Raw genomic sequence first — 20,496 nt, 5'->3', positions numbered from 1 at the left:
GAATAACACGAAAAGAAATAACTGTTTTGAGGAGGAATGCTAATTGTCAGTAAATGTCAAGTTGCCGGGCGAGTCCCGCAGTGAAAATAAAACAGGAGCAACCATCCATGATGTAGCGGATTCCAAAAACAATGGACTGAAAAACAATGCGGTTTTAGGCGAATCAAACGGTGAGCAAGTTGGCATCGCCAACCGGAAGTCTGCCGAAGTAAGGAACGCACGAGCTAATCCGCGGGGGTCGGGGCGTCTCGTGGCGCTTGATGCAGCGCGGGGATTAGCGGTCCTAGGGATGTATTTGCAGCACTTCGGATCGAATGAAACGATTTCTGCGATCGTTTCCGGGAACACGACGTTGCTGTTCGTACTCTGTGGCGGCATTTCTTACTCGATCATGGCGCAACGCATGAAGGATCGAGAAACGGAGACGACCACGTTCCGGGCACGGATGCTCGCGCGCGCGGTGTTCATTGATGTGATTGGGTATCTGCTCATCCTGCTGAATACCCCGTACGGGGTAATCTTGCCCGCCTATGCGGCAATGTTCGTGCTGGCATTGGTGCTGGTTCGTCGTTCGACGCGCGTGCTCGTTACGACAGCAGCCGTTTTGACCGTGCTTGCCCCGCCGCTGATGATTCTTGGTATGAGCGTCCTATCGGGAGCGTACCTCCTTGACGATATTGCGGGCGGTCCGATGTCCGCGTTCGCACTCGCCCCCGCTTTCGTCTCCGGTATGGCGATCGGTCGCATTGACCTCACCAACATACGTACCGCACTCTCGCTCGCAATCGGTGGTGGTATCATGCTCGCCGTCGGTAAGATGCTGGGCATTTTCGTTATTCCCGGGCTGAGCCGTTCCTTCGACGCGTGGCTCATTGGCCTTCAAGGCACCGGCAGTACCATGCCGACCCTGCCGGATCCAAATGCAATCTGGCCGCTCAACAGTGAACCTCCGCTGTGGAACATGCTTCTCTGGACATCTCCGCACAGTGCGTCGACGTTCCAGACGCTGATTGGGCTGGGGATCGCAATACTCGTGCTGGGACTGGTCTGTCTCGTTCCGAAGAATACCACTGTAGTGTTAATGCCTTTCGCGGCTGTCGGACGCGTGGCATTGACAATGTATGCGGCTCAATTCGTCGTGATATGGTCTCTCAAACTGGCGGGGATAGAATTTAGTGTTGGAGGGATTCCATTCGGTGACCTTCTCGTCGCGGCCTCAACGCTGTTGACAGGGTGGTTGATCTCGCGGCTTCCTATCGGTCCTCTCGAGTCATTGATGAGATACTTCGATCGCGCGTTCAGCGACTCCCGAACAGCACCAGCAGTATCTAGAATTTGAAATTTGAAATCTGTTGTTAACCTGATCTGAGATGAATACTGCGTTGAACCGAAGAAGCGTAGACCCTGTCAGAACAGCTCACCCTTGAGAGAGCACTGCAAAAGCCTGCTTAATATCTGTAAAACAAACCCAGTGCCGCATAGGTACTGGGTTTGCTGCATAATTGAAGAAAACGAAAAAGTTGGATCCCTTGCTCGGTCCGCTAAACAATTGACCGCTTCTTTCCATGCTGAATTATATTAAGCTCATGCCCGAATACCATCATCTACGTAAAATTCATGAAGTCATCATCTTCTCGTTCATCCTTGAACTGGTTCGTTCTTCTTACTTTGAATATTATGGGAGACCGACTAGATTGGATCCGAATTTTGGCGCTTTTTCCGCTCGTCTTCCAATCTTTATCGGGACTTGCATTTCTGATACAATACGTAGCTTTGTTGATTTCTAGATTTTACAAGAGAATCGACTTAAGTACTTGTACGGTATGCTGACACAGACAAGCTCATACAAGAATAGTCTAAGCACGGAAAGCCAGCGGGCACATAACGCTGCGCCAGGCTGGCTTCCGATTTACGAAGGAACATATTTTATTTTGAGCAAAATCGAAGCCAGGGCAAGGATCGCAAACACGATTCCGCTCCAGATTAACTGATGGATACCCGCAACGGCTATCAACCAGCCCCCTACCGTGGTGCCCAGTGTAATGCCCAGGTTGGAAAACGATACAAACAAGCTGTTGCCAAACTCCGGTGCATCTTCAGTCACCGTTGTCAGCCATGTTTGGCTGACGATTAATCCTCCGGAATGGACCATCCCCCATAAAACCACAACGATCATGGCCGGAATCCAGTATGGCGCCAGGCTATACAGCAGTACATAAACCGCAATATACAGGATAGGGAACAGCATCACGGTCACCCGTATGTTTTTTTGCAGCATGGCCCCAAAAACGAAATTGCCGAAAATCATGATGATTCCAAAACCCATTAACATCACACTGATCGCCGATCCGTTCATAGGTGTAACCTGGCCGAGGTATTCCGCAAAATAACTGTACACCGAAAACATCGCCGCAAAAATAAAAATGACCGACATTATATTTAACCACAATGCGGGTTTCCGCAATATCCCGAGCTGTTTGCCGAATGACATTTTGTTCTTAACCGGCATGGACGGGAGCCAGGCCAATATACCTGCAAAGGCAATCGCACTAACAGCCGCGCCAAACAAAAATGCGGTTTCCAGTGAAACCTTTTCCCCGAGGTAAGATGTCAAAGGCACACCAAATGCAAATCCGACCGTAATCCCGGCAAATACCTTCGTGACCGCTTTACTGCTCTTCTCGGGTGGAACCAGCTGGGCCGCAGTGACCAAAGCCACGGAAAAAAAGACCGGATGAAAGCAGGCCGGAATGATCCGGAACGCCAGCATCACTTCGAATTTCGATGTCATGGCGTACACGATATTGGACACCGCAAACATGAATACTGCGATAAGAAGAATCACTTTCCGATTGATACCGGATGCCAATAATGTCAGAAAGGGGCCCGAGATGGCGACCACAAGGGCAAACACACTGACGAGCGTACCCGCCTGCGATGCCGTGATATTAAATTTCCGGGCCACTTGGGGCAGAACGCCAACGATACCCATTTCCGTCGTAATAATGCCAAAAACACCTAAAGCCAACATGATAATAAGTAAAGGGTTCACTTGTTTCTGTCTCAAAGAAATGATGCTCCTATTCTGTCACTTGTATTTTCATATCTGTATATGTAGATATGTTATTCCGCAGTTTCACCGTCTATATTCAATTATATATCTATATATCTAGATGGATATAAACAAAAAAACACCTCCTTATAGTTTGTTTTGAATATACTCGGAAAATTCCTTGATGGTCTGTTCATTCCGGCGATAATAGGTCCACTTTCCGATACGCTCGGACTCAAGCAGTCCCGCTCTTTGAAGTGTCAGCAGATAATTGGAAATGACGGATTGCGCCAGCCCGCTCTTCTTTTGAATATCGGCTACACAAATTCCGGTCCGGAAGCTGATGCCGTATTCCATATATTTTTTCTCCTCAAAATGATGCTCCGGGTTTTTCAGCCAATCCATGATTTGACAACGGGTCTCATTGGATAACGCTTTGTAAATTAAAATAGGTTCCATACAGATCATTATATCTATTTATATAGATTTGTAAATGTTTTTTTGAATGCTGGTCGCTGGATTTTCTTCGAGTGCGCCGATTTTTGACAGCTCCGGCAAGTATCAAGGCATGATTGGAGGCACGATCTATTTGGAAGAAAACAATATATTGGTCGGAAAGACTTTCTAGATAAAGGATTGCCAAGTTCCCAGACCTCCCATAATGGATTGCAGCGGGAAGATACACTTTTTTTTGTTACCATATTTGCACGCAGGGCTTACACGCCTCGGCTATCAGATGTATAATCATGGAAGTAGCAGACAGATCATGCCCCAGCCTAAGATAACAGCTATCTAGGGTTGGGGCATTTTGTATTGACTATTTTAGAAATGAAGATCGTCAACAATCCGGAAAAGCAATGGCATCTTAAAAAACCAATGGAAAGGAGTGTTTACCCTGGAACTTCAAGAAATCAATCAGAGATTAAAAGAAACAAGGGATGTATTGCTTACAATCCTCCATGGATTGAATGGAGATCAGCTGAACAGGCGGCACGACTCAAACAGTTGGAGTATCAGCCAGGTATGTCAACACCTATATAAGACAGAAGAATTGTATGTGGTTGCTATTAAAAGAGGATTGCAGGGCAAGGAAGATTCAATTATTGAGAATAAACCTTTGGAATTTCTGCTGGACAGAAGTAGAAAGTTAGAAGCTCCTGACATTGCTAAACCAACGGATGAAATTATAGAATATCAAGAAATTGTCGAGAAACTGCATCATTCAAGAGAGAAGCTAATGAAACTGCTCCATTCATTAGAAGACCCGTCCGTGCTAAGCAGAAGACATTTGACCCACCCCGTATTTAAAGAGATGTTATTAATTGAATGGGTTAAATCACTATACTTGCATGAACAAAGACATATTAAACAAATAAATGAAATTATTGAAGGATTTAAATAAATCTTTTTGCTTATTTGGATATGATAGGAGCAAGAAAAAAATGGGGACGCCTCCATCGACAGCCTGCTCGCCTTTATGGACCGTGTGCTTCGATTCAAACAGGAAGCGGAGTGCATGAGAACCCGACCGGACGCCGCAGGCTCAGTGCGAGTGGAAGAGCATTTTCGAGCAAATGAAACGGGAACTGAAAGACATGGATCTTACTGCAATCCGTTCCTCTACATGGTGGGGAATTGTGCTGGAGGAAATGAAGGATCGCTTGCGGTAGCCCAATGGCGCATCTAGGCTGCACTGTATGATCAGTTATTGACCATGCCCTTGGGGATTGGTTTACAATACTAGCCAAGAGGTGATAGGGATGCTGATCAATGAAGCGGCCAAGAGATGCGGCATAACGAAGAAGGCGATTGGATACTATGAGCAGCAGGGACTCCTTGACGTGAAATATAACGGCAGCAGGTACCGGTATTACACGGAGCAAGATTTGATTCGATTGAAAGAAATTACGATTCTGAGAAAGCTCGGTATGAATGTTGCGGAGATTCGCCAGGTCTTAGAGAGCGAGGATAAACACCGGGCTTTAACCGAATACAGCTTGAGGAAACATCTGCATATCATGCAATTGCAGGCGCAGGACCGTTATTTGGCATATCTGCTCGAACATCGTCCCGCGATCGAGCAAGCCTTTGAAGAGCTGAACCATCTCCTGGATACCGGCATGACTATCAAGGAGAAGCTGCTGCTGGCATTTCCGGGTAGCTATGGCATGTACTTGGCGATGCATTTCGGAAAATACTTGAATGAGCCTCTCGACAGCACGGAGAAAATCGAAGCCTACCATGCCATCGTCGATTTTTTGGATCATTTGACCGAACTTGATTTCCCGGAGGACGTGGAAACATGGATAGCCGGAGCTTTTGAATTCTGGACTGAAAGCGACATTGAGAAGATGGAGCAAGCCATTGATACAGCACTGAATGACATGGAGCATTTCATGGAGTCTAAACAGAAAGAGCTGGCGAAGTATGCTGCCTATCAGCAATCGGAATCGTATAAATCCAGTCCTGCCTACCAGCTGAAGTCTTTGCTGGTTGAGTTTCAGCAGAACAGCGGCTACTATGACATTTTCATTCCGAATTTGATGCGTTTGAGCACCTCATACCGCAAGTACCAGGAAAAGCTGAAGGCAGCGAATGAGGTATGGTTGGCCAGTAACCCGCAAGTGCGCAGCTGTCCTGACGATAAAATTACATGAGATGCGGAGCGCTCGAACCCCTTGTCGTCAAGAGATGGGGTGAGCCACCGAGCGGCCTGAGATGTTACTGAAACCAGCTCATCGCAGGAAAGACTGAATGAAGTTGCCGATGAAATATCGATGGAGGAGCATCTTTGAAGATATGTCTCTAACGAGTTTATGAATCCATGAAACGATATCAAAAAAGCTAACCGCGCTACGGTTAGCTTTTTTTGCTTCAATTTAGTTTGTATATTCTCCGATTAGTTTGTATATTTTTCGATTCCATGCCTCACGAAGGCAAACAAGACGCGCAACGCCTACTCCTTCAAAGAGCCAATCAACAGCCCTTTAATAAAATATCGCTGCAGGAACGGATAGAACAGCACCACCGGGCCGATCGTGAGAATGGCGGTGGCCATCTTCACCGATTCCTGAGGAAGCGTCTGGGTGCCGAGAATGGCTCCGCTGCTCTGCATTTGTTGGATCATGCTGATCTCGGAGTTCAGCTTAAACAGCAGATACTGAAGGGGATACAGCTTCTCGTTGTCCACCAGCATGATGGCGTTAAACCAGTTGTTCCAGTAGGCAATGCCGTAGAACAGCGTGATCGTGGCAAGGACGGGCATGCACAGCGGGAAGTAGATCCGGAACGCGATATAGAAATCGCTCGCGCCGTCGATCTTGGCCGCCTCCGTAAGAGATGGCGGAATTTGGGACATATAGTTGCGTACGAGAAACAGGTTAAACGGGTTGAATACCAAGGACGGAATGATCAGGGCCCAGATCGTGTTGTTCATGCCGAGATTGAGGTTGATCAGGTACCAGGGCACCAAACCCGTGTTAAATACCATCGTAATGAAAAAGAATAGTCCCAGCCCGTTGCGGTAACGGATATGCTTGGCGGCCAGCGTATATCCTGCCATGGACGTAATGGTGACCGCAAGGATCGTGCCGACCACCGTCACGAGGATCGAGATCATGTAACTTCGGTACAGTGGCGTGCTGCCGAACAGGAGCAGCTTGTAGGCATCCAGCGATAGCTCGCTCGGAAACAGCTGGTAGCCGAATTGTTTAATGCTGGCTTCGTCGGTAAAGGACACCATAAGCACAAGCAGCATGGGCAGGATGCAGAGGATGGAGATGATGCCAATCAGGGCGGTGTTTACGGTGTCGAAAAATTTGGGTCTGGACGTCATCTAAGTTAGGCTCCTTTCCGAGTGGTTCCGGCACGCTTTAGAACAATGCATGGTCCGGATTCACCTTTTTCACGATTTTGTTGCTGCCCCATACGAGAATAAAGCCGACCACGGATTGATACAGTCCGACGGCCATCGCCTGAGCCGGATTCCCGATGGTGCGAAGGGAACGGAACACATACGTGTCAATAACGTCGACGGTCGGATACAGCAGTCCGTTGTCCTTCACGATGGCGTAGATCATGTCGAAGCTACCGTACATGATTTTGCCCAAGGCTAGCAGGGTCAGGATGGATATGGTCGGCAGCATGAGTGGAATCGTAATGTGACGAATGAGCTGCCAGCGGGTTGCACCGTCGATCCGGCCGGCTTCGTAATAACTGTCATCGATTCCCGTAATGGCAGCCAGGTAGATGACGAGGTTCATCCCGAGGTCCTTCCAGACCGCCGCGGTCGTAAGAATCCACGTCCAGTACTGTGGCGAGGCGTACCAGTTGACGGGATCAATATGGAAGAACGCCAGGATCCGGTTCAGGATGCCGTAATCGGTCGACAGCAAGCTATAGATGATGTAGCTGACGATGACCCAGGACAAGAAATGCGGGAAAAGAATGGTGGATTGCGTCACCCTCGAGAACCAGCGGCTGCGCAGTTCATTGAACAGAATGGCCAGCGCCATGGCTCCGAGCGTGCCGACGATGATGAATAGAAAATTGAGCTTCAAGGTGTTGAAGGTGACCTCCCACGCCCTGGGCGACGAGAAGAAGAACTTGAAATTGTCGAAGCCGACCCAGGCAGAATTGAAAAGTCCCGTCTTGAAGTTGAATTTTTGGAACGCAATAAGCATGTAGGGAAGCGTGAAATAACCGAAGACCAGCGTATAGATGGCAGCCGGTACGACGAGCAGGTAGGCGGATCCGTTCGAGCGGATTTCGCGCAGGAAGCCGAAGCGGCTTTTTTTCATAAGTAGGCACGTCCTTTCGTAAGTGATGGGTGCTGCAAGCGTAGCAGTTCTGATTCGAGTGTAAAGAGAGTTGCCGCGTGCAGTAAACTATGAAAATGGAGTTTGAGCGGATTGAAGGGGGGAACGCCTGCTTTAAAAAACGGCAAAAACTTCGAATTTGAGTATTTCGCACAGTGTCGCCAGGATTGAATAATGACTGGAAAGGCTTTGTTTTATAAGGGGTTTAGCCGATGAAGTCTATGAAGGGAAGTTTGGGGAGGGAAATAAAGAATGCGTTTTCATATTGATGTATGCCATGAGCAAATGTAAGATGAGAGTAAAATATCTATCCGTTCCAAGTGATCAGATTGCTAGGCAACTCCAATAAATTAACATGTATATTACATATAATGTTAGTAATATTCATGAACGATGAAGATCTCAGTTTACTATACAGACCGAATGATAAGGAGGGAGAATATGATCCGGCAGCGATTATTCCGTTATGCAGTGTACCGAAATATGTTTCTCAGCTTTGTTTTGCTCACGGCAGCCATGATTGCCCTCGTAACCGTCGTCCTGTACATGATGTTCTCCTGGAGCACCGCGAAGGAGGTAGGGAAAATATCCGAGTCGATGCTGAAGCAGAACAGCGCCGTATCCAGCGTCATCCGCGACCAAGTGTATAACGTGGGCAACCTCTTGCTCAGCGACAAGGAGATCGTGAACGCCCTATTGGACAAAGAGGCCGATCCGGTGAAACAGTATGGAGTGTTCGGCACCCTTAACCGAGTCCAGTCCACCTATCCGTTCATCCATTCGATCGGGATCTATAACGGCTCGAATAACACGTATTTGAATACGAAGGGGATTACCAAGGAGCAGGAGAAGGCGCTGCTGGAGGAGATCAACAGCAAGAATACATCTTATTTTCACCTGTTCCCACGCAAGATTTCTTCCGCCACTTCGGCGAACCGGAGCGAAGACGTCCTTACGTTCGTTCTCCTTCCGAGCTATTATTCGCCGTTAAGCTCCAAGGGCGCGATCGTGATCAATATGAGCACCGACACCATCCAGGATCTGATCGGAGGCTACCGCAACGAAGCTGTGGATTCGCTGCACGTCATTGACGACAAGGGAACCATTATCACCCATTCGGATCGGTCCCGGTTCATGGAGGATGTATCGCAGGAATCCTATGTCCAGTCCATCCTGGGAACGGACGCGGAAAGCGGTTACTTCACCCGCTCCATCGACGGCCGCAAGAGCCTCGTTACCTACGTCAAATCCAAGGATATGAACTGGACGTTTATCAGCGTAAGCCAATATCAAAATCTGTTGTTCAACATGCAGGCCCTCCGAACGTCGGCGCTGGTTCTCGCTTTGGCCTGCTTCGTCGTCAGCATGTTCTTGTCGATCTGGCTGACGCATCATGCGTACAACCCGATCCGCCACCTGCTGGAGAAAATGAGCGCCATACCGAAAATGAAGGAAAGCCGGCGGCAAATCAACGAATTTGCCATATTGGATACAACCTATGCCGAAATGACGGAGAAAATGAAGTCGATGGAGTCCGAGGCTTCCGTCGCCAGGCAGGCGCACGTGCTGCAGCTGCTGAAAGGCGGCGACGAGACGGCATTCCGCCGTTTGGCCCGGGAAGGCAAGGGGCCCTATTTCTTGGCGGCTGTCCTTCTGCTCGACAGCTTAGACGGCTCGCCCGGGGGCGAGGACGAGGAGCTGCAGTCCTATACCTGCGCAGCCGTCGCCCAGGCGGCCCAGCAGATGCTGGAACCGGAGGGAGTGAGCGTGGCAACGGTGGGGGATGGGACCATTGCGATCATTCTCCCCATGAAGCAGAGCCGGCTTCCGCTCCATGTATTGGGCATGCTGGAGGAGCTGCAGGGCGAGATGCTCCGCACGCTCCGCGTGTCCGTCACCGTCGGCATCGGAACGGCCGCCCAGACGTACGAGGAGCTGCGCGAATCGTTCGATTGCGCCCAGTCCTGCTTCCAGCAACGCTTCTTCGCAGGCAAGGGCAGGATGTTCCATGGCGATCCGGTCATCGCCGCGGAGTCGGAGCATACCGAGGCACAGTATCCGGACAAGCGGGAGAAGCGCATCATCGAGGCCATCAAGCTGCAGCAGCGGGATAAATTGGAGAAGGAAATCGATCAGTGGATCAAGGAAATTCGCGATTACAACTATCATGAAGTCATGTTTTTCATCAACCAGTTCATCGGCGGCCTGTACAAGCAGCTCAATGTCCATACGGTGAAAAATCGGGAAAGCGCGGATCTCTTCCTCGACTTTACGCGGCGGATTACCCGCTTTCAGACGCTGCAGGAAACCGCGGATGCCCTGAAGGATCTTGCCCTTAGGCTCTGCAGCCTGTCCGAGGAATCGGGAGCGGTCCGGCATGCGGAGGTGGTTGATTTTATCCAGATGTACGTACGCAAGCATTATGCAAGGCCGGATATGTCGCTCGAGCAGGTCGCGGGCGAGGTGAAGCTGTCACGCAGCTATGTCGGCAAGCTCTTTAAGGCGCATTGCGAGCTGTCGTTCAACGATTACCTGAATGCCGTTCGACTGGAAAAGGCCCGGGAGCTCCTCGCAAGCACCGAGGAGTCGGTTCAATCGATCAGCGAGCAGGTGGGCATATTGAATACAACTTATTTCTATACGCTGTTTAAAAAGCACTACCAGATCTCGCCGGCACAGTTCCGCAGCCAGCATGCGATCGAGACGAAAAAGGCGCAGTGACGGGCATTTTCAGTGTTTTAAAATGGCGAAAACCATCATTTTGAAGTATACGTCATCCCTAATGTCTCCTTAAGATAGGATTCGTACCGCATGACCAAACCAAATGAAGACAGGGGGAGACACACATGAAAAAAAGGAAAGCGCTAGCACTATGGTTAGCCGCGATATTTATGGTATCCGTGATCGCAGGCTGCTCCGGCGGGGGCGATGCCGGCGGCGAGAACGGATCAGCGAGCGGCGAGAACGGCGGAGGGGACAAGCTGCCGGTCCGGTATCTGCTTCCGGGCTCCGCGCCGCAGGATTTGGAAACGGCGGTTAAAGCGATCAACGAAAAGCTGGAGGCCGACGGTTTGAACCTCACGTATGAACCGACTTACATCGCGTGGGACGTATGGGATCAGAAGACCAACCTCATGATGTCGACGGGCGAGGAGTTCGAGCTGATTGCCATCATGCACGATACAAAAGGACCGACGGTGCTTGCCGGCAGCGGCGGAATCATTCCGATCGACGATCTGCTGGATCAGTATGGCAGCGAGCTGAAAGCTTCTATGCCGGACTGGATCTGGGAGTCGTCGAAAATCAACGGCAAGATCACGTACGTGCCGAATTTCTGGGCGGATACCGCTTATAACGATGGCATGTTCACGATCCGCACCGATCTGCTCGAGAAAAACGGTCTGAAGCCACCGACATCGCCGGAAGAGCTGCTCGATGCGGCCGAGACGCTGCAGAAGAACTGGCCGCAGGACAACAAGAACGTGTATATCAAGATGCTGGAGGAGCCTGCCTACTTCCTGCATACGACCTACGACACCTATCCGTTTACCGTGGCCGATAACATGATTTACATCGACCAGAAGGGGAACGTGAAGTCCTGGTTCGAAACCGAGGAGTTCAAAAAAGACGTGTTGTTCATGAACGAGGCTTACAAGCGCGGGCTGATCATGAGCGATCTGCTTACGACGCCGACGGAGGTCATTAACCAGGAGGAGCTGGCCGGTCGCTATCTGTACCGCCCGGGCGACGTCGGCTTGAGCGACGCCATTCTTCAGACGTTCCCGGATGCGAAGCTGGATATTTATTATTTGGCGGACCAGCCGAAATTCAGGTCCTACGCGATCCGCAATTCCAACGGGATCTCGGCCACGTCTCCGCACCCGGAGGCCGGCATTCAATTTTTGAACTGGGTCTACAGCAGCCAGGAGAACATGGATCTCGTTCAAAGCGGCGTGAAGGACGTGCATTGGAAGGATACTGGTAAGAATACCAAGGACTATTTGGCCAAGAACGAGAACGGTTCTCCGGCTTATGAGCTTCCGTACTGGCTGCTCGGCCACGTCGAGATGAACCGTTATCCGACGAATACGGACCCGGCGCGTCTGGAGCGCCGCACGACGGTATCGGACGATGCCGTGAACAGCATCACGATCGGCTTCACCTTCGATCCGACCAACGTCGCTTCTCAATACGCTAATTGCATCGCCGAGCTGAAGACCAGCGTTTATCCGGTCATGCACGGGGTCGTGAAATACGAGGACGCCTACGATAAAATGCTGGCCGCGATGAAGTCCGCTGGTCTCGATGAGGTCGTGACGGAATATAAACGGCAATTCGATGAGTGGAGAGCCGCTCAATCATAAGTGCATCACGATCGGCGGCAATGAACATGATTTTTAAACAGGGCAATTCCTCCCGGCTAGTGCCGGGGAGGGATTGCTTTTTTTCGTGCATGAACCATGAAGCAGGCCGTAAGGAATTTTGAGCTGAGCCTAAGGGGATTCGGGAGTGATCTGGGCGCCGCCTTACGGTTTCAATTCTCCGATATTGGCTAAATTCAAAGTTTTCTCTCAAAAGTAAAGTGTTCAAGACAGGGATTCCCGGGCTAGAGTAAAGGTCATACGAAGCCTTAGGTTTCTCATAGAGCTAGAAACGACAATTACGATTAAGACTGACCGCACAACAAGAGCGGAGCAGCATAAGGAGGACGTTGTTCAATGAACAAGCAAGCACAAGCCATCCGAGAAGGCTGGCAATGGTTTACGGAAAGCCGGTACGGCATGTTTATTCATTTCGGGCCTTATGCCCAATACGGGCGCGGTGAGCAGGTTCTGTTCCGGGAGCATTTGGACCAGGCCGAATACGCGCGGAAAGCCTGCGAGTGGAATCCGACGTTCTTTGACGCCGAGCTTTGGGCGTACACGGCGCGCAAAGCGGGGATGAGATATGCCTGTTTAACGACGCGGCATCATGACGGATATTGCTTGTGGGATACGGCCACGACGGATTATTCCAGCGCAAAGCAGGCGCCCGGCAGGGATCTGGTGCGCGAATTTACCGATGCGTTCCGGGCCCAGGGGCTTCGGGTCGGCTTATATTATTCCTGGATCGATTGGCGGATCCCGGCTTACTTCGACGGACCGGAGAAGGATCCCGAGGGCTGGGAGACGATGAAGCAGTATTTGCATGCCCAGGTGGAAGAGCTGGTCACGAAATACGGGCGCATCGATCACTTCTTTTTTGACGGGGTCTGGCCGCGGACTGCGGAGGACCTGGACAGCATTAAGCTTGTGGAACGGATGAAGTCGATTCAGTCGGATATTCTGGTCAACAACCGCCTTGGGCTGTCCGAGGAGGAGAAGCTGCATGTGGATGGCGGCGGCGGCTCGGGCGATTCCGAGGTGCTGGGCGATTTCGGCTCGCCGGAGCATGTCATCGTCCCGGACCAGAAGCGGCTCTGGGAATCCAGCCAGGTCACCACGTGGAGGCTGTGGGGGTACACGAACGGCGAACGATGGCGTCCGGCCGACGTCCTGCTCGACATGCTGTGCGAGTGCGCGGAGAAAGGGGGCACTGTGGGCGGCAATCTGCTGCTTAACGTCGGACCGCAGCCCGACGGGCAGCTTCCGCCGGCTTTCGTGGAGCGGGCGCTGCAGATCGGGGAGTGGCTGGACGTTCACGGCGAGGCCATCTACGGCTCCGACGGCGGGAACCTCACGGAGTTCATCACCTACGGTCGGCAGACGATGAAAGACAACCGGCTATACCTCATCATCCGCTTCTGGGATGGGAGGCCGGTACTGAGGCTGGCGGATCTGGTGACGCCGGTATCACGGGTGACGCTGCTGACAACGGGACAGGAGTTGTCGTTCCGGCAGGAGGGCGACGTGCTGTGGATCGAAGGGCTGCCGCGGGAACGACCGACCGAGTTGTTCCCGGTCATCCGCATCGAATGTGAGGAGCGGCCGCAGACCAATCAATGGGGAGTGGACCGCCTCTGGACCGGCGACCCTTCCCGGATCGCCGACTGGGCCCGAACGCGCGGAACATCCGTATACGTCGACGGCCAGCCGCGGACGAGAAAGGAGTAAGCAATGAGAACGCTGGTATTTTACGACGAGCATTTTCCTTACGAAGGCGGACGCCCGTCTGCAGAGGCACTGGAGCAATTGCGGGGCTGGGCGGAGATCGCCGGTGCTGCGGACGTGGCAGAGCGGCTGATGGAAGGCGGCTGGGACACGCTGATTCATTTGCACGGGCCGTACTTTCCGAAAGCGGCTTGGGCGGCCATCGAAGGCCACCTGAAGGCCGGCGGCGGTCTGGTTCATGCCGGGGGCGTGCCTTTCCGCAGGCCGGTTCGAGAGCTGGATGGTAGCTGGCATGCCGAACGCGAGCAGCTGGCTTATCATCAGCGAATGGATATCCATGATGCGCTGGCGGTCGACGTGTCGCGCGTCCGGGAGCTGAAGGCCTCCGCCGAATACCCGATCCTGCAGGGACGCGAGGAGCTGTTCGGTATCGAGCCGACCTGGGGCTTGACGCTGCATCCGACCAAAGCAAGCGACATCCCGTCCGAGATGGGTGCGTGCGGTCCGATGGATGCCGTCATCTCGCCGCTGCTGATCGGTGTGGACCGTGATCAACGCGAGCGCTCCGCTCCGGTCGTCATGCTGGAACAGAATAAGGGCGATTACGCCGGGGGCCGCTGGATTCTGATCAACCAGCAGCTGAGGGCATCGTTCTGGGAGACGAAAGGGATGGATGTCCTGAAAGATCTGGCTGAATACGCGGGCACGGGCGTGACGGAGCTGTGGCTGAAGCCGAATTATGCCTCCTACGAGCCGGGCGAGCAGATGCGGTTGACGATCCAGCTGCAGATGCTGTCCCGGACTTCCGCACCGGCGCAGACATGGCATTTTGCAGTGAGCGTTATCAAGGAAGACGACGGTGAGACCGTCTGGACCGGACACGAGAAGTCGGAAGCCGGCACGGAACAGCGGGATCTGCAGCAGCTTCGCTTGTCCGTACCCGTACGGCTGGAAGCGGGCTTGTACCGGATTGTTTGCGAAGCCGAGTCAGAGTCCGGGGAGCGCCGCACCCTGACCCAGGCGGTGTGGGGCATCGACCGTCCGCTGCTGCAGGCGGGAGAGCGGCTGGAATGCGGGCGCGATTACTTCTGCCGTGGCGGGCGGACGGTTCCGATCGTTGGCATGACGTACATGACCTCCGACGTCGCGCGCAAATTTCTCCATCTGCCGAACGTGCAGCGTTGGGATGCGGATATGGCGGAGATGAAGCGGGCAGGGATCAACCTGATCCGGACGGGCATATGGACGGGATACCGGATGATCATGTTTGCCGACGGCCATGCGGCCGAGGACGTCATGCGGGCGATTGATGCCTTTATCCTGACGGCCAAGCGGCATGAGCTGGAAGTGACGTTTACGTTCTTCTCGTTTGCGCCCGAAGCCTGGGAAGGCGTGAACCCTTATCTGGATCCACGATCGGTGGAGGCGCAAAAGCGCTTCGTCGCCTCCATCGTGGGACGTCACAGGGGCACAACCAACGTGCATTGGGACCTGATCAACGAGCCATCGCTGTTCGATCCGAAGCGAATCTTCGAGGGGCCGGTATCGATAGGGGACCGGTTCGAGCGGCAGGCCTGGTCCGAGTGGCTCCGGCAGCGCCACGGGGATGATCTGGCACTGCTTCAGGAGCGCTGGAACATGACCCCGGGCGAGCTTCCTTCATTCGAGTCGGCGCCTGCGCCGAGTCCGGACGACAAGCTGTTCAACAGCGTGCTGCAGCCGAAGAAGTGGGGGCCGTGGCTTGATTTCACGTTGTTCACCATGGACATGCACAATCGGTGGGCGTCCGAGCTTATCGGCACCATCCGCCGTTCCGATCCACGCCAGCTGGTGACGGTCGGACAGGATGAGGGCATCTGCTCCCAGCGTCCGTCGCCTTCGTTCTACGGCCCCGCGGTCGATTATACGACGGTCCACTCCTGGTGGCAGAACGATCACCTGGCTTGGGACGGCATATTTACGAAAACGCCGGACAAGCCGAATCTGATCCAGGAGACCGGCATCATGCACGTGCAGCGTCCGGACGGCATCGCCAAGCGGACGGAGGAAGAGCTGCGCAGCATCCTGGAGCGGAAGTATGCGTATTCGTTTTCGACCGGGGGCGCGGGTGCCGTGCAGTGGATTTGGAATATTAACTACTTCATGGATAATGCCAACGAATCCAACATCGGGGCGCTTCGGGCGGACGGAACGCAGAAGCCCGAAGCTGATGTGTCCTATGACTTCGGCTGCTTCATGAAGGAAGCAGCCAGCCTGTTCGATGATGAACGTCAGCTTGAGGACATCGCCGTCGTTTACCCGTATTCGAATGATTTTTCCAGCCGGAAGCTGGCCTACGAAGCGACGACGAGGGCCATGCGCACCCTGACGTTCGGCATGAACGTCCATCCGCGGGGCATCGGTGAATACCAGCTGGAAGACCTGAAGCGCTATCCGGCCAAGCTGATCATCGTGCCGAGCGCGCACAATTTTGATGATGCGGCGTTTGCGCAGCTCCTCGAGCTGGCCAGGGAAGGGGGCACCGTCCTGTGGACAGGCCCTCTGCGCACCGATGCGTATTGGGGTCCGGCATCACATCGCCTGAAGCAGGAGATCGGCGAGACCGTCCATGCCAACGTTCTTCGGGAAGAAACGCTGGAGCTGGGGGGAGAGCATTTCGCCGTTTCCTTCGGCGAACGGAAGATCAACGCGTTGGCGTTGGATCGCCCGCTGGATCGGTTGGATGGAGCACTACAGCCCGTCACGGTGACTTTGGGCTCGGGACGGTTCATCTGGTGCCCGCTCCCGGTCGAGATGAACGAGCGCTGGGAGCCGATCCAGGCAATGTACGCGGAAGCTATCCGCTCCGCAGCCGTTTCGCCTGAGCTGGAATGGTTGAAGGGAGGCGAGCTGCCCGGGATCTATGGCCGCAAGCTGGCGTTCGGGCAAGGAAGCTTGTACGTCTTCGTCTCCGAACATGGGGCAAGCGCAGATGTCGAGGTAAAGGACACGGCAACCGGAAAGGTCTACGCCTTCGAATTGGAACGGGAACGGACCGTGATGTTTACGACCGATGCCGGGGGACAAGTGCGGACCATATACCGGCCGGAGGAAGTTCGCATCCGGCAGAGCCAACATTACAAGGCTTGAGGCTCGCTTGCGTCATTAGAGGCGGGAAGGCGTTAACTTGAGGGTAACCTGAACAGTCACAACGTGACGCTATCCTCCTGCAGGATACACATCTTAGAGGAGGTTCTCCGGCCGTTTGGCTTGTGCTGGAGAGCCTCTTTCTTCAATCGGGACCATAGGAAAAGCGGCTGCGGTTCCAGTGGCAATAGGCATTCAATCGGATGGGATTTAACGCAGAGTTGAATCGACATGTTATCGAAGAATACATGACGAACATGCGCAATGGATCATAAGAACAATCTAAACGGGAAAAAGAAAGGGTGTGCGCCATGGACTACAAGGACGCTGCATGGCCGGTTTCGCGGCGGGTCGAGGACTTGCTGGAGCGGATGTCGGCGGAGGAGAAAATCGGACAGCTGATCCAGCCGTTCGGCTGGAAAGCTTACATAAGGAACGACGATGGTACGATCAAGCTAACCGAGGAGTTCAAGTCGCAGCTTGCGGAGGGAGGAATCGGTTCTTTGTACGGTACGCTGCGGGCCGATCCCTGGACCGGGGTGACGCTGGCGAACGGACTGTCCCCGCGGGAAGGGGCGGAAGCGGTTAATGCGATTCAGCGTTATGCGATGGAGCACTCGCGGCTGGGAATTCCGATTCTGTTCGGGGAAGAATGCTCCCACGGACATATGGCGATCGGGGCGACGGTGTTTCCCGTACCGCTCACGATCGGAAGCACCTGGAACACGGAGCTGTTCCGCAGCATAAGCCGCGCCGTTGCCGTCGAGACAAGAGCTCAGGGGGGAGCGGCCACCTATTCGCCGGTGCTGGATGTGGTACGGGATCCCCGCTGGGGCCGGACCGAAGAAACCTTCGGCGAGGACCCCCATTTGGTGGCCGAATTCGCGGTTGCCGCCGTGCAGGGACTGCAAGGCGAGCGCCTTGATTCACATACCAGCCTTCTGGCTACGCTGAAACATTTCGCAGGCTACGGCGCTTCCGAAGGGGGGCGTAACGGAGCCCCCGTTCATATGGGTCTTCGGGAGCTTCACGAAATCGATCTGCTGCCGTTCCGCAAGGCCGTTGAAGCGGGTGCCTTGTCGGTCATGACGGCCTATAACGAAATCGACGGAGTACCTTGCACGTCCAGCCGGTACCTGCTGCAAGACGTTCTTCGCGAGGCGTGGAACTTCGACGGCTTCGTCATTACCGATTGCGGCGCTATCCATATGTTGGCATGCGGTCACAATACGGCCGGAACGGGCGTGGAAGCGGCAGCCCAGTCGCTAAAGGCTGGTGTCGACATGGAGATGTCCGGGACCATGTTCCGGGCACATCTTCACCAAGCGCTGGAGCAAGGGCTGATCACCGAAGACGATCTGAATAAGGCAGCCGGCCGCGTGTTGGAACTGAAATTTCGTCTGGGTCTCTTTGATCGGCCTTATATGGATCCAGCCTGGGCAGAGCAGGTCATAGGCTGCAAAGAGCATATCGCACTGGCCTACCAGGCTGCGGCTGAAGGCATCGTGCTCCTGAAGAACGAGGGGGACCTGCTGCCTCTGGATTCGAGCAACGGAACCATTGCCGTCATTGGCCCCAACGCCCATGCGCCGTACCATCAGCTTGGCGATTATACCTCCCCTCAGCCGCCGGGGCAGATCGTAACGGTGCTGGACGGCATCCGCCGACGGCTGGGAGACAACCGCGTTCTGTATGCCCCGGGCTGCCGCATTCAAGGCGATTCAAGGGAAGGGTTTCCTCGGGCGCTGGCGTGCGCCGAGCAAGCCGATGTCATCGTGATGGTGCTTGGCGGCTCCAGCGCACGGGATTTCGGGGAGGGCACCATCGATCTGAGAACCGGCGCCTCGGTCGTGACCGGGCATGCAAAGAGCGATATGGAATGCGGGGAAGGAATTGACCGCTCGACCCTGACGCTGATGGGCGTGCAGCTGGAGCTGCTGCAGGAGCTCCATAAGCTCGGCAAGCCGGTGGTCGTCGTTTATATCAACGGACGGCCGATTACGGAGCCGTGGATCGACGAGTTTATTCCGGCGATCGCAGAAGCTTGGTATCCCGGCCAGGAGGGAGGCAACGCGATCGCCGACGTACTGTTCGGCGACGTCAATCCGTCCGGTCGGCTGCCGCTGTCCATTCCGAAGGAGGTCGGTCAGCTGCCGATTCCTTATAATGCCAGACGGACCCGTGGCAAGCGTTACCTGGAGACGGATCTGGAGCCCCGATATCCGTTTGGCTACGGGTTAAGTTATACGGAATTCCGTTACGGCCACCTGACGGTCGAGCCGGAGGTTATGCCAATAGGCGGCGAAGCCACGGTCCGGATCGACGTGACCAACGCGGGAGCTCGGGACGGCGCGGAAGTCGTTCAGCTGTACGTTTCGGATCTGGCCGCCTCCGTTACCCGTCCGGAGAAGGGGCTGAAAGGATTCAGAAAAGTATTCTTGAAGGCCGGGGAGACGCAGGAAGTAACGTTCACCATCGGCAGCGAGCCGCTGGAATTGATCGGCCTTGACCTGAAGCCGGTGGTGGAGACCGGCGAGTTCCGCATTCAGGTCGGCCCCGACTCGACGAGAGGAGAGATCGCAAGCTTGATGGTGGAAGGCTAAGGATCATACGGTCCAAGGGGGGGCAAATAGCTTCTAGCCCAGCTCCTCCCACCGGATCGCTTTGGTTGCGTCGGATGACAAGCCGAAAGCATCACCAACCCGGTGAAAGATGGTGGGGTCGGCCGAGTGCCGAACGCGTTGAAAAAAGGATAACCGAATCCAATGGAGAATACCCTTATATAAAGCCAATTGCTGTGCTCATATCGGGTGTAGAATCCGGGGGCTTTTTCGACGGGATCAATGTTGTATTAGGATATCGTGCATTCCGATCGACCGATAAAGCGATCAAGTGAGGAGAGAGCAGAATGAACGAAGCGTTTCTTCAATTGTACGACTATCACATGTGGGCGAACGAAAGAATATTGAAACATTTGCAATCCTTGCCGGAAGGCGTGTTTGTCCAGGAAGTGAATCTAGGCTTTAAGTCTATTGCCGAAGTCCTCGGTCACCTTGCGGCTGCGGAGGAAGTGTGGTTTGCCCGGATCAAGGAAGAACATCCCCCTTCCCTGGCTGCGAGATCATTCGCGAATTTGGAAGCAGCTCGTCAATACATGAGCCAGCTTCAAACCCGGCATAACGAATATTTAACGTCGGCTCACGATATGGGGAAGGTAGTGACTTATCACAACACTGCGGGTGAGGCATTTCAGAATTCGATTTCGGAGATTCTCCAGCAGGTCGTAAATCATGGAACCTATCATAGAGGCAATATCACTACAATGCTCCGGCATTTGGGACATAAGGGGATCATAACGGATTACATTGCCTTTTTAAGAGCGTAGCTTAAACGCACCACACATAGGGGACTT

The 20,496-nt window shown here is 53.7% G+C and carries 15 protein-coding genes and 1 pseudogene; 12 read left to right on the top strand and 4 right to left on the bottom strand.

Annotated elements, in window-relative coordinates; translation table 11 throughout:
* Positions 1–43: 43 nt before the first annotated feature.
* Positions 44–1,339, top strand: a complete 1,296-nt coding sequence (locus CRG97_RS22595; protein ID WP_202618987.1) for a DUF418 domain-containing protein — start codon at positions 44–46, stop codon at positions 1,337–1,339.
* 162 nt (positions 1,340–1,501) lie between these two features.
* A pseudogene (locus CRG97_RS34290) lies at positions 1,502–1,688 on the top strand (hypothetical protein); the annotation flags it as partial.
* A gap of 221 nt (positions 1,689–1,909) precedes the next feature.
* Here CRG97_RS34290 and CRG97_RS22590 read toward each other — a convergent pair.
* Together CRG97_RS22590 and CRG97_RS22585 are read right to left on the bottom strand one after the other, a co-directional pair.
* Positions 1,910–3,031 carry an MFS transporter gene (locus CRG97_RS22590; RefSeq protein ID WP_098747847.1) on the bottom strand — a complete coding sequence of 374 codons (1,122 nt, stop codon included), beginning with the start codon at positions 3,029–3,031 and terminating at the stop codon, positions 1,910–1,912.
* Between the two features lie 168 nt (positions 3,032–3,199).
* A complete protein-coding gene (locus tag CRG97_RS22585; protein ID WP_076325855.1) occupies positions 3,200–3,511 on the bottom strand; it encodes an ArsR/SmtB family transcription factor in 312 nt (103 codons plus the stop codon).
* 354 nt (positions 3,512–3,865) lie between these two features.
* Here CRG97_RS22585 and CRG97_RS33860 point away from each other — a divergent pair, with 354 nt between their 5' ends.
* The 4 genes from CRG97_RS33860 (at position 3,866) to CRG97_RS22570 (ending at position 5,709) form a co-directional block, all read left to right on the top strand.
* The gene (locus CRG97_RS33860; protein WP_237566555.1) at positions 3,866–4,093 is read left to right on the top strand and encodes a hypothetical protein; all 228 of its coding nucleotides are present in this window, start codon (positions 3,866–3,868) and stop codon (positions 4,091–4,093) included.
* Entirely contained in the window at positions 3,996–4,454 is a 459-nt protein-coding gene (locus CRG97_RS22580; RefSeq protein WP_237566552.1) for a DinB family protein, read from the top strand. The genes CRG97_RS33860 and CRG97_RS22580 overlap by 98 nt, the downstream gene beginning before the upstream one ends.
* Before the next feature lie 114 nt (positions 4,455–4,568).
* A complete protein-coding gene (locus CRG97_RS22575; RefSeq protein ID WP_237566546.1) occupies positions 4,569–4,739 on the top strand; it encodes a hypothetical protein in 171 nt (56 codons plus the stop codon).
* 73 nt (positions 4,740–4,812) lie between these two features.
* Entirely contained in the window at positions 4,813–5,709 is an 897-nt protein-coding gene (locus tag CRG97_RS22570) for a MerR family transcriptional regulator (protein WP_098747642.1), read from the top strand.
* A gap of 299 nt (positions 5,710–6,008) precedes the next feature.
* Here CRG97_RS22570 and CRG97_RS22565 read toward each other — a convergent pair whose 3' ends face one another.
* Positions 6,009–6,887, bottom strand: a complete 879-nt coding sequence (locus CRG97_RS22565; RefSeq protein WP_098747639.1) for a carbohydrate ABC transporter permease — start codon at positions 6,885–6,887, stop codon at positions 6,009–6,011.
* A 37-nt stretch (positions 6,888–6,924) separates the two neighbouring features.
* Complete coding sequence (locus CRG97_RS22560) at positions 6,925–7,851, bottom strand: ABC transporter permease (protein WP_098747636.1); 927 nt, start codon at positions 7,849–7,851, stop codon at positions 6,925–6,927.
* A 459-nt stretch (positions 7,852–8,310) separates the two neighbouring features.
* Between CRG97_RS22560 and CRG97_RS22555 the strand changes: the two genes are divergently transcribed.
* The 6 genes from CRG97_RS22555 (at position 8,311) to CRG97_RS22530 (ending at position 20,469) form a co-directional block, all read left to right on the top strand.
* A complete protein-coding gene (locus CRG97_RS22555) occupies positions 8,311–10,590 on the top strand; it encodes a helix-turn-helix domain-containing protein (RefSeq protein WP_098747633.1) in 2,280 nt (759 codons plus the stop codon).
* Between the two features lie 125 nt (positions 10,591–10,715).
* Entirely contained in the window at positions 10,716–12,233 is a 1,518-nt protein-coding gene (locus CRG97_RS22550) for an extracellular solute-binding protein (protein WP_098747631.1), read from the top strand.
* Between the two features lie 354 nt (positions 12,234–12,587).
* Entirely contained in the window at positions 12,588–13,961 is a 1,374-nt protein-coding gene (locus tag CRG97_RS22545; RefSeq protein WP_098747628.1) for an alpha-L-fucosidase, read from the top strand.
* A 3-nt stretch (positions 13,962–13,964) separates the two neighbouring features.
* Positions 13,965–17,087, top strand: coding sequence for a glycoside hydrolase 5 family protein (locus tag CRG97_RS22540; RefSeq protein ID WP_098747625.1), 3,123 nt, complete (start codon positions 13,965–13,967; stop codon positions 17,085–17,087).
* 308 nt (positions 17,088–17,395) lie between these two features.
* The gene (locus CRG97_RS22535; protein ID WP_098747623.1) at positions 17,396–19,687 is read left to right on the top strand and encodes a glycoside hydrolase family 3 N-terminal domain-containing protein; all 2,292 of its coding nucleotides are present in this window, start codon (positions 17,396–17,398) and stop codon (positions 19,685–19,687) included.
* Positions 19,688–19,992: 305 nt separating this feature from the next.
* Positions 19,993–20,469: a DinB family protein gene (locus tag CRG97_RS22530; RefSeq protein WP_098747622.1), complete on the top strand. Its 477-nt coding sequence runs from the start codon at positions 19,993–19,995 to the stop codon at positions 20,467–20,469.
* Positions 20,470–20,496: the final 27 nt, after the last annotated feature.

Origin of the sequence: Paenibacillus sp. EZ-K15, from assembly GCF_002573715.1 — a bacterium.
GTDB lineage: Bacteria > Bacillota > Bacilli > Paenibacillales > Paenibacillaceae > Paenibacillus_AQ.
Note: the sequence above shows the minus strand (reverse complement) of the source record. Positions and strands in the feature narration are given on the sequence as shown.

Bases quoted from the DNA above. Each gene is read 5' to 3' on its own strand.
- CRG97_RS22590 (WP_098747847.1), bottom strand. From the start codon at position 3,031: ATGTTGGCTTTAGGTGTTTTTGGCATTATTACGACGGAAATGGGTATC.
- CRG97_RS22585 (WP_076325855.1), bottom strand. From the start codon at position 3,511: ATGGAACCTATTTTAATTTACAAAGCGTTATCCAATGAGACCCGTTGT.
- CRG97_RS22575 (WP_237566546.1), top strand. From the start codon at position 4,569: ATGAGAACCCGACCGGACGCCGCAGGCTCAGTGCGAGTGGAAGAGCAT.
- CRG97_RS22570 (WP_098747642.1), top strand. From the start codon at position 4,813: ATGCTGATCAATGAAGCGGCCAAGAGATGCGGCATAACGAAGAAGGCG.
- CRG97_RS22565 (WP_098747639.1), bottom strand. From the start codon at position 6,887: ATGACGTCCAGACCCAAATTTTTCGACACCGTAAACACCGCCCTGATT.
- CRG97_RS22560 (WP_098747636.1), bottom strand. From the start codon at position 7,851: ATGAAAAAAAGCCGCTTCGGCTTCCTGCGCGAAATCCGCTCGAACGGA.
- CRG97_RS22555 (WP_098747633.1), top strand. From the start codon at position 8,311: ATGATCCGGCAGCGATTATTCCGTTATGCAGTGTACCGAAATATGTTT.
- CRG97_RS22550 (WP_098747631.1), top strand. From the start codon at position 10,716: ATGAAAAAAAGGAAAGCGCTAGCACTATGGTTAGCCGCGATATTTATG.
- CRG97_RS22545 (WP_098747628.1), top strand. From the start codon at position 12,588: ATGAACAAGCAAGCACAAGCCATCCGAGAAGGCTGGCAATGGTTTACG.
- CRG97_RS22540 (WP_098747625.1), top strand. From the start codon at position 13,965: ATGAGAACGCTGGTATTTTACGACGAGCATTTTCCTTACGAAGGCGGA.
- CRG97_RS22535 (WP_098747623.1), top strand. From the start codon at position 17,396: ATGGACTACAAGGACGCTGCATGGCCGGTTTCGCGGCGGGTCGAGGAC.
- CRG97_RS22530 (WP_098747622.1), top strand. From the start codon at position 19,993: ATGAACGAAGCGTTTCTTCAATTGTACGACTATCACATGTGGGCGAAC.